This window comes from Okeania hirsuta, from assembly GCF_003838195.1.
Classification (GTDB): domain Bacteria; phylum Cyanobacteriota; class Cyanobacteriia; order Cyanobacteriales; family Microcoleaceae; genus Okeania; species Okeania hirsuta.
This window is the reverse complement of record NZ_RCBY01000256.1, coordinates 1-9738: the sequence shown is the minus strand read 5'-3', so window position 1 is coordinate 9738 and position 9738 is coordinate 1. Positions and strand designations below refer to the sequence as shown.

Below are 9738 nucleotides of genomic sequence, written 5' to 3'. Positions count from 1 at the left end.
GCGAGAGTGGGTTTCCCTTCCCTCCGATCCTGAAGGGAACGCCATATCTAATCGACCAAGAGAACAGAATATTCGATATTTCAAGCCTCCTTATTGCAGAGGTACTGATAACTGACTACCTAAAATACAATGCAAACCGAATTTAACTTTTTTCAGCACTGGTATCCTCTTTCACCTATTGAAGACCTAGATCCAGAAATCCCAGTTCCCGTCACTCTGCTGGGAATACGTTTAGTTATCTGGAAGCCAAGATATTCTGAGAATTACCAGGTATTTTTAGATGTTTGTCCTCACCGTCTAGCACCCTTAAGTGAGGGTCGTGTTGATGATAAAACTGGTAATTTAATGTGTAGTTATCATGGTTGGCAATTTGATTCTCAAGGTATCTGTACTCATATTCCCCAAGCTGAAAATCCTGAAATTATTGCCAAAAATCAAAGAAATTTCTGTGTAACTGCCTTACCAGTGCGTCAAGAAAATGATTTACTATGGGTTTGGCCTGATGCGAAAACAGCAGACTTAGCTGATACTACACCCTTACCATTATCACCACAAATAGATGCTGAGAAGGGTTTTGTGTGGTCTTCTTATGTCCGCGATCTGGAATATGATTGGGAAATTCTAGTAGAAAATGTGGCAGATCCGAGTCATGTTCCTTTTTCTCATCACGGGGTTCAGGGGAATAGAGAAAAAGCTGGACCAATAGTTATGGAAATTGTGGAATCTACTATTGATTTAATTGAAGTTTCTAGTCCTGGAAATTTGCCGACAAAAATTACTTTTGAACCACCTTGTCGTTTAGAGTATGAAATTAGTATTGGTGGCAGTGGAAAAAAAATAGGACTTGTTACTTATTGTTTGCCTGTATCCCCTGGTAAATCTAGAATTGTTGCTCAGTTTCCCAGGAATTTTGCTAAAACAATTCATCGACTGACACCACGTTGGTGGGAACATATTAAAACTCGGAATTTGGTTATTGATGGAGATATGGTTTTACTGAATCAGCAGGAACATTTACTGCAACAAAAACAATCAAGTGAAAGTTGGAAAACAGCTTATAATTTACCTACAAGTGCAGACCGTTTAGTCATTGAGTTTAGAAATTGGTTTGATAAATATTGTCATGGTAAATTACCTTGGAATGAAGTCGGAATTAGTGATTCTAATAATTATCTAATAAATAATAATCATGCCTCACTATTGGATCGTTATCAACAACATACTCAGCATTGTAGTAGTTGTCGGCAAGCATTGAAAAATCTACAAAGATTACAAATTTTCCTGATAACTTATTTCATAATTATTGTGTCTGGAGTTGCTATTTTTCCAGATGAGTTGCGTATCAAAGTCGGTTTACCTTTAGTAATTACTGCACTTTTAGGAATGGGAGTTTATGCTTGGTTGAAATTGTGGTTAATTCCTCAATTTTACTTTGTTGATTATATCCATGCTAAAAAATGAATTGCTTTCAAAAGTATGCAACAATCTGTGATAATAAGATACAAATATTAATTTAGATAGTCACTAAATAAGTCTGATAAATATCTTGCAAAATTACTCATTTTGTGATATTAAATGTTCTGAATTAAAATGGTTTCAAATAACTTCCACAGAGGAAATCTATGAATTCTGTCGCTCTTCCCAACAAGACCCCCTATCAAAACACTAAATCCCTCGATCTCAATCTCAATACTATTGAGGGAACTGTACCTGGGGACCAGATTTGGTTTGTACCGCGATCGCAATTGGATGGAGGAGCAGCAGTTGCCAAACACGTCGAGATTCCGCGCGAGTGCGTTCACTATCCATGCTACGAAGTAGAAGCTAGGATAATCGCAAATTATTTAATAGAAATATCTAGAAAAGAGGGAATAGGGAACAGGGATAAATAATTGACAATTTATAGATAATAATTGCTTTGATTTTTAATTTTTGGAGATGTCTATGAGTTCAACTAATATCATCAATTTAATTAACCTAAAAGCCAGGAATGAGAATTTTATTTTATTGAATAGAAAGTAGAGGATAAATAAGAATAAATTATCTAATAATTTATGATAAATTAAGAAAACTTTATCTGATGAGAAATAGGAGTTAAGTAAGTTCTGAACTGGTGTAGGAATGACCCGATATTAGTGCAAAAAAATACTCACTAAACCCTTACCACTTTCTCAGGTGAATCTCAGATTTTTCATAGACTATGTTAATATGGATACTGAATACTTTATAAGTGTAAGGTTGAACTAAATTAATTGGAGAAAATAATATTATGAAAAACATCAACAAAAAATTAGTTGTAGCTAGTGCAATAACTGGTGTCTTAGCTGTTGGTCTTACCACTTTTGGTAATAGTCAGGAAGCTCTTGCTGGCAAAGAAGGTATGGAAAAATGTGCTGGTATTGTTAAAGCTGGCATGAATGATTGTAATGCTAATGGCCATAGCTGTTCAGGTCAGTCAACAGTAAGTGGAGATCCTAACGAGTGGATTTATGTTCCAGAAGGTACTTGTGAAAAAATTGTTGGTGCAACTCTTAAGAAATAGACTCGCTACATATTAACTAAAAAGTTAAATTATTATTACAAAAATTGTTTGTGGTATTTTTTAATAAAGTTATGATTTGAGGTTAATAGAATTGAGAAGGGAAAAATATTTTATATAAAGTATCTCTTTCTTTATTTCTATCTCTCGTCAAATTAGCTTATAATTAAAAAATGCCATATTTTTTTATGGGTACATCTCAATGCAAGAATAAAGCCAAAAATTTATTGCTTTTAGGCAATAGGGAATAGGGAATAGGAAAAAAGTATTTTTACAAATATGAGATGCACTCAATTGGGGTTTGTAGATGTGGGGCGACAACTTTTCAGCCCAATCAACTTTTCCCGTTCTTCGGTTTTACCTTCTTCTTTCTTCCTTCTTCCTTTTTCCTTCTTCCTTATTTATTCTTAAATAAAAACAGTTTATGACAACCAAAATACAATCTCAAAAACTAGAATTTGATGTTAATCCAAAGTGGCAAAGCAAGGGATATTTACCCTGTATTCAGTCCTCCTCAATTCAAGGTTCAGGAATTGCTTTACGTTCGCTCCACTATCAATATATTCTGACTCAAAAACCGAAAGTAAATTGGTTTGAAGTTTTATCAGATAACTATTTATGTGCTGGTGGTTTACCACTATTTTATTTAGAAAAAATTCGTCAAGATTATCCTGTTACTTTACATGGAGTAGGAATGTCTTTGGGTTCAACAGACCCATTAGATTTAGATTATTTAACTCGCCTAAAAAATTTAGCAGCAAAAGTTGAACCAGATTTTATTTCTGACCATTTATCTTGGATATCTGTCAGTGGTCACTATCTTAACGATTTAATTCCGCTGGTTTATACAGAAAAGGTGATGGATTTTGTGGCATCGCGTATCCTACAAGTACAAGAATTTTTAGGTAGGCAAATTTTGATTGAAAATCCTTCTCCATATTTAACTTTTACAGATTCAACTATGTCGGAATGGGAGTTTATTGAGGGATTAGTAAAAAAAGCTGACTGTTACTTACTTCTGGATATAAATAATCTTTATGTTAATGCTATAAATAATGGAATTGACCCTCTAAAATATCTGGATGGCATCCCACCAACAAGGGTTAAACAAATTCATTTGGCAGGTTATGAAGAAAAGGAAAATTATCTATTAGATACTCACGGTTATCCTGTACATCCTCCAGTTTGGGAGTTGTATGAAGAAGCCTTGGTAAGGTTTGGTAGTGTACCTACTTTAATAGAATGGGATACAGATATTCCAAGTTTTGAAGTGTTAATGGCAGAAGCAAATAAAGCTGAAAAATTATTACAAAAGGTCAGTTGATTAATGGATAATGGATAATGGATAATGGATAATTACCTCTCCCTTTTAGGGAGAAGATTGACCCTTAAGGAAAAAATTTATTTTTTTCCCTTTCAAGGGGAGGCTTTTAACCTGAATTATTTAATTATTTAATTAGAGCTTGCTGATTAAATCTAAAAGCATTTACATATAAAAACTTTAGCTTTTTTTTGGTATAAAAAAGTGCAAATTTTTCAGCTATTCATGCTCAAAAATTTAGTATTTTAGGCTCATAGTTGGGCAGAAAAATCATTCTTACAATTCTTGCTCCTATCTCCTCGCTCATTCCCATTTCTCCTGTCTCCTGTCTCCTGTCTCCTGTCTCCTACCCCTACTAAAAGACTTTTGAGCGCAAACCCTAATTATTAATTATTTGGTAATGGAAAATATTAGTCTACAAAATTTATTTCTCCAAGCTGTATGGAAAAAAGACAGTATTAGTATAGAAGAATTAAGCAAACATATTAAAGCACCAAATAATTTAACACCTGCGGAAAGTTTGGCAATTTACAGGGGTAATGTTGTTGGAAATTTGAGTAATACATTAGTGTCAATTTATCCTGTGTTATGCCAGTTAGTGGGAGAAAAGTTTTTTGAAGCAACTGCATTAAAGTTTATTAATCAGTTTCCTTGTTTATCACCTGATTTAGGAGATTATGGAGAACAATTTGCAGATTTCCTGACAGATTTTGAACCAGTAAAACATTTACCATATCTGCCAGATATAGCACGTTTAGAATGGCATTGGCATCGAGTTTTTTGTGGTGAAGATACAAAGGGTTTAGATTTTCAAGCTTTGGGTGAAGTTCCTCAAGAAAAATGGGGAGAGTTGATTTTGTATTTACCGAAAAATAGTGTTTTATTAGAGTCTATTTATCCTATTCATAGGATTTGGCAGGTCAATCAACCCGATCATCAAGGGGATAAAATGGTAAGTTTAGATGAAGGTGGGGTAAAAATATTTTTGTGGCGACAGGGTTATGATATGCGAATTGATTTACCCAATAATGAAGAATGGGAATTACTAAAGATTTTTCAAGGGAATTATCCATTTGAAATTGTTTGCGAAAAAGTCGCTGATATTGAACCTCAAGTTGATGTGGGTTCATTACTTCCATTGTTTGTACAGCGAGGTTGGATTGATAATTTTTGTGTTAAGAAGGAAGAGGGAAGAGGGAAGAAGGATGAATAAACAGATATTGAAGAAAAAAATAGGTATAGCAGAAGGAAGAAGGAAGAAGAAAGAAGGAAGAAGGAAAAATATTATGTTGTTTGAGTTTTAAGCTTTTGAGGTGTCCTAACCTTTCCTTCGACTACTATAAAAAGTCAAAATAATAGATATAATTATCTAATATCAAGTCTCATTAATTAGCCATAGTAAAAATTACCGAATAATTAATAATTAATAATTAAATAATTCAGGTTTAAAGCCGACCCTTTTAAGGGGAAAAAAGCGGTTGAGGGATGGCGAGGTCTCCTCGCCATATCCAATCAACCAAGACAGCGGTCGATCTTCGTAGCTTCCCGAAGGGTGGAATGGCGATCTTCGGAGCGGGTCTGCAAGAACGGGTCTCCTCGCCATATCCAATCAACCAAGAAAAGAAATAATATTTCCTTATATTCAATTCCGTAACGGTTTTAACCAGAGGTAATTAGGGCTTGCTGATTAAATATCAAAGCATTGACTGATATTGGTTTGCTGCCTTTTTTTGTCTTTAAAAAGTGCAAGCTTTTCGGTCTAAAAAGCTCATGCATGCTAGTATTTTGGGATGATTATGGCAGAAAAATCACTCTTACAATTTTTACTACTACCTCCTCGCTCATCCCCATTTCTCCTGTCTTCCCCTCCTGGGAGGGGGAGGGGCGAGGGGTGGGTTGTCTCCTGTCTCCTGTCTCCTACCCCCACCAACAGACTTTATTCAGCAAACCCTAATTATCAATTATCCATTATCGATTAATGAAAACGTATTTCATATTAGTAAGATACATCAGTCGCGGGCAAGATGCCCGCACTGGAAACACTTTACCATTCTTATGTGTACCTCATTTACCTGAAATCTGCTGTATATAACTGTTGAAGCGAGAATATTATTTTCGTGCGGAATGCTGCACCAACAAATTTCCCCTTGCTCCCTATTCCCTATTCCCTAAAATGAAAAAATTCCCCTAGAAGGGGGAAATTTCAGAGTAAGCATTCAGCTATTAGCGGTCAGCTTTTAGCTGTTTCATAGATAATGTATATACACTGCTAAGGTCAAGGTCAGTTTTTTTCCCATATTTTATAATTCTCCTTGAATTTTTTAATACTAATTCCTGCTCTCAAGGCAATAAATTAATAGCTGATAGCTGTAGCTGACTGCTGTTTGCGCAGCATTCCGCAGGAAATGCTTACATTTCAGACCCAATTTTTCAGTGAATTTTAACTACGGAATTAATTGACTTACAATAACCTGATAACGTCTATCATCCAACCCATCACCATTGTAAGCAAATTCCGGATCAATCATTTGTTTCATTTGCTCGATCCTCGCTGATGTTGCGGGATGAGTGCTAAGAAAAGATGGTGGAGAACCTTTTTTTAGCAATTTTTCCATAAATGTAATTGCACCATACTGAGCATATCCCGCTCTACCTAATGTTTCAATACCTATTGCATCCGCTTCAAATTCTGCCTCCCTACTTTTAGGCCGCCGTAATGCTAATTCTACCCCAACTTGGACAGCAACACTATCATCTACACCTGCTGCAGTAGCTAAACCCTGGGCCAATAATGTCTGACGTAACTGTTTTACTGCATGACGACTAGCAATATGGGCAATTTCGTGAGAAACAACACTAGCTAATTCTGCTTCGTTCTCTGCAGCTTTCATTAAACCAGTATTGATATAGACAAAACCTCCCATAGTGGCAAAAGCATTTATACTGTCATCCTCTACTACTTGAAAAGTATAGGGAATGTCTGGACGGGGACTGGCAGTAGCCAATCTTTGGCCAATTCTATTAATATATTCGTTAGCTGCGCGATCGCGATAAATTTTAAGATTTCTCTGTTTTAATAATTGTTGATTAATTTGTTTACCAAGTTCAACTTCTTGGCGGTCAGACAGGTTAGAAATTTGAATCATCTGAATACTCTGGAAAATTAATTCTCCCCAGGGAATAGCTTGACTGGGAGATGCTGTACCTGCACATAAACTAGCAGCGACCATTACAGATATTAATGGGTATGATACTTGACGAAAGGAAGAACGAGTAATTAGAGATAGTTTTTTCAACATGAGCTTTTAGATTAAAAGGTACTAGTGCCGCTACGTGGAAGTTAAGAGCGAGTGCGTAATTCTGAGGAAACCTCAGAATGTAAGACGCACTCAAGACAGTCATGCATTCAAAAGTTAAAAGTCAATCATTTTTGATTTGTAATTGTTTTAGGATTTTGTCACCGGTCAGTTATAGCGCTGTGCGCAGGCAACAGGCAACAGCTCCGGAAGGCAATAGGGGGAATAAATTGCTGATAATATAAGACTTTTAGCTATTGGACAATTCCTGCAATTTGTAAATATGCCAGCGCACATTGCTATAGCAGAAGAAAGAATTAAAGAAGGAAGAAGGAAAAATCTGACGTTGCCTTAATTTTAATATTTTGATTTGTCCTAACCTTTCCTTCGACTGCTATTTGTCCTAATTTTTCCTTCAACTGCTATTACAAATAAATTAGTGAATGATATTTGGTTGTTGTTGTCATTCACTACAAAAGTTATTGATAGCTTTTCCGCAAAGCTAAAATTTGATTTTACTACCGAAGATAAGGGAGTTTAGCTAATAAAAAACCTCCTTATCTTCATCCATTTAACTGTAAGCATTCAGCAGTCAGCTAGCCTCTTATCCGAGGAAATGTGGACTTCAGCTAGGCTCCTATGGTCGGAACTGCGTTATCAGCTTTAAAGGATAAAATTGCTTTTTTATCAAAGCTTAATAGTATGAATCTTTAGTTGAGAATGTAGTAGAAAAACGAATGTTTGCTTCATTCATTAAAAAGCTGTTTGCGCAGCATTCCGCAGGAAATGCTTACATTGAACTTATTTTGAAAATAAAATTTTCGTCGAAAAAAATATATAAGTATTACCTAAAATTTACAATTTACCACGTTATTAAAGTCAATTTAATTACAGATATACAAATCTTTATTTATCGTTACGCTGGCAAATTTTAATGATATTTATTGTGTTAAATGTACAATTACAAAACTCTATTATTGGTGCTTGGCTAAACATGATATTAAGTGGTAATATCTTTAAGAAGAGATTTTCTAAATGAAAATTATGTGTATTAGAAATCTGGTAAAAATCCAAAATCAAATCAATTATCACACATAAATTATCAGTTATTTCCCCTCCTGGGAGGGGGAGGGGCGAGGGGTGGGTTCCCTACTGTCTACAGCAAAGCTGCCTACTCCCTCTTTTGGAGGAGATGTCTATTACCTAACCATCCTGGTTATCGACAAAAGAGTGGCAATAAATTATACCCAATATCACTTGTAATTATTAGTTGATGAAATTATGAAAATTCTGGATTCTCAAGGACGATTATTTGGTAAAGTCAGTGTCTTAGATGTGGGCGCTGTGTTAATAATTTTAATGGTATTACTGGGAATATTTATCGTTCCTGGTACTAATAAAACTTCTGTTGCTCAAGTGGGTAATATTATTACTAAACCAATGGAAGTAGATGCTATTGCTTTAGGTTTAAAAGGACGGAACCCTGAAAAATTATTAAGGGAAGGAGAGAAAACTCAATTAATTATTAGAAATCAACCTTATGGAAAAGTTGACCTAAAATCTGTGGAATTTATGACTCGAAAAGTGGCAGTTCCTCAGCCTGATGGCTCAGTCAAAGCTTTGCCAGATCCTAGAGATAAAGAACTTTTTAGTCGGAATCTTTTATTAACTTTGGAAGGTAAAGGTAGAGTGACTGATGATGGTCCTGTATTAGGAAATATTAAGGTAAAAATTGGTATGACAATTGAGTTGGAGGGTGCGGATTATAATTTTAATGCTAGTGTGATTGATGTGCGAGTAAGAGAGTAATTTTCTGATTTTATAGAAGTCTAATAGGGTGTGTTTTGTTCCACAAAATATCTGGCCTGTGCAAAATACACCTTGAAGAAGGAAGAAGGAAGAAGGAAGAAGGAAGAAGGAAGAAAAAATGGATGGGGATAGTCTTCGACACGCCACTCCGTGTCTTATAACCCCAAGCAATTGTTAACACCCTGTAGAGGGTGGGGTATTAAACCAAAAATAAAAAGATAATTTTACAGCGCAATTCATTTTAGGGTGGTGGTGCATAGTAATGGTCAAAGAAGTGTGGGGAGATGGGGGATGGGGAGTGTGAGAAAAATTAAAAAATATATATCCTCACCATTACCATGCAGGACTACCCATTTTAGTAACTACAAAATTCTTTTGAGTTAGGGAGTAGCGGTGCGACCCCGCGTCGGTGACAGACGCATCTGGTAGCGCACCAAGAGAGGGAGTAGGAAAATACTTTGGCCACTGTAGTCTATCTATTTGAAAATCACTACAATTAAAGTCTCGATGGAATGAACAAGCAAGCTAAAAAATAGAATACAGATATTAAGGGGTAATAATAGACAGAAAAGGCATCTAAATTTTCTGGAAAAATGACCAAAACTATGAGTATAAAAGAAGAAAGCGATCGCTTGATTAACAAATTTCTAGGATACCTAAAAAATTTAGAGTAAAATTTATCTATAGTAGTCGTTATTACTACTCTTAATTTATCATTTTCTTTGTGGGTTTAATACCCCACCGTCAACTGGAGTGTTCAAAATTACTTGGGG

Annotated in this window: 8 protein-coding genes; 6 read left to right on the top strand and 2 right to left on the bottom strand. The window is 35.4% G+C overall.

Features of this window, described 5'->3' with window-relative positions:
* Positions 1 to 129: 129 nt before the first annotated feature.
* The 5 genes from D5R40_RS27125 (at position 130) to D5R40_RS27105 (ending at position 5073) form a co-directional block, all read left to right on the top strand.
* A complete protein-coding gene (locus D5R40_RS27125; RefSeq protein WP_124155484.1) occupies positions 130 to 1461 on the top strand; it encodes an aromatic ring-hydroxylating dioxygenase subunit alpha in 1332 nt (443 codons plus the stop codon).
* Positions 1462 to 1622: 161 nt separating this feature from the next.
* Entirely contained in the window at positions 1623 to 1892 is a 270-nt protein-coding gene (locus D5R40_RS27120; RefSeq protein WP_124143053.1) for a hypothetical protein, read from the top strand.
* A gap of 377 nt (positions 1893 to 2269) precedes the next feature.
* Complete coding sequence (locus D5R40_RS27115; protein ID WP_124143052.1) at positions 2270 to 2542, top strand: BufA1 family periplasmic bufferin-type metallophore; 273 nt, start codon at positions 2270 to 2272, stop codon at positions 2540 to 2542.
* A gap of 421 nt (positions 2543 to 2963) precedes the next feature.
* Positions 2964 to 3863, top strand: a complete 900-nt coding sequence (bufB, locus tag D5R40_RS27110; protein ID WP_124155483.1) for an MNIO family bufferin maturase — start codon at positions 2964 to 2966, stop codon at positions 3861 to 3863.
* Between the two features lie 397 nt (positions 3864 to 4260).
* Positions 4261 to 5073, top strand: a complete 813-nt coding sequence (locus D5R40_RS27105) for an HvfC/BufC N-terminal domain-containing protein (protein WP_124155482.1) — start codon at positions 4261 to 4263, stop codon at positions 5071 to 5073.
* 564 nt (positions 5074 to 5637) lie between these two features.
* On the opposite strand, the gene D5R40_RS36160 is transcribed toward D5R40_RS27105, so the two are convergent.
* Positions 5638 to 5790, bottom strand: coding sequence for a hypothetical protein (locus D5R40_RS36160; RefSeq protein WP_161564307.1), 153 nt, complete (start codon positions 5788 to 5790; stop codon positions 5638 to 5640).
* Positions 5791 to 6304: 514 nt separating this feature from the next.
* Entirely contained in the window at positions 6305 to 7159 is an 855-nt protein-coding gene (locus D5R40_RS27100; RefSeq protein WP_124155481.1) for a M48 family metallopeptidase, read from the bottom strand.
* Between the two features lie 1278 nt (positions 7160 to 8437).
* Here D5R40_RS27100 and D5R40_RS27095 point away from each other — a divergent pair.
* Positions 8438 to 8965, top strand: coding sequence for a DUF4330 domain-containing protein (locus D5R40_RS27095; RefSeq protein ID WP_124143048.1), 528 nt, complete (start codon positions 8438 to 8440; stop codon positions 8963 to 8965).
* The last annotated feature ends 773 nt before the right edge of the window (positions 8966 to 9738 follow it).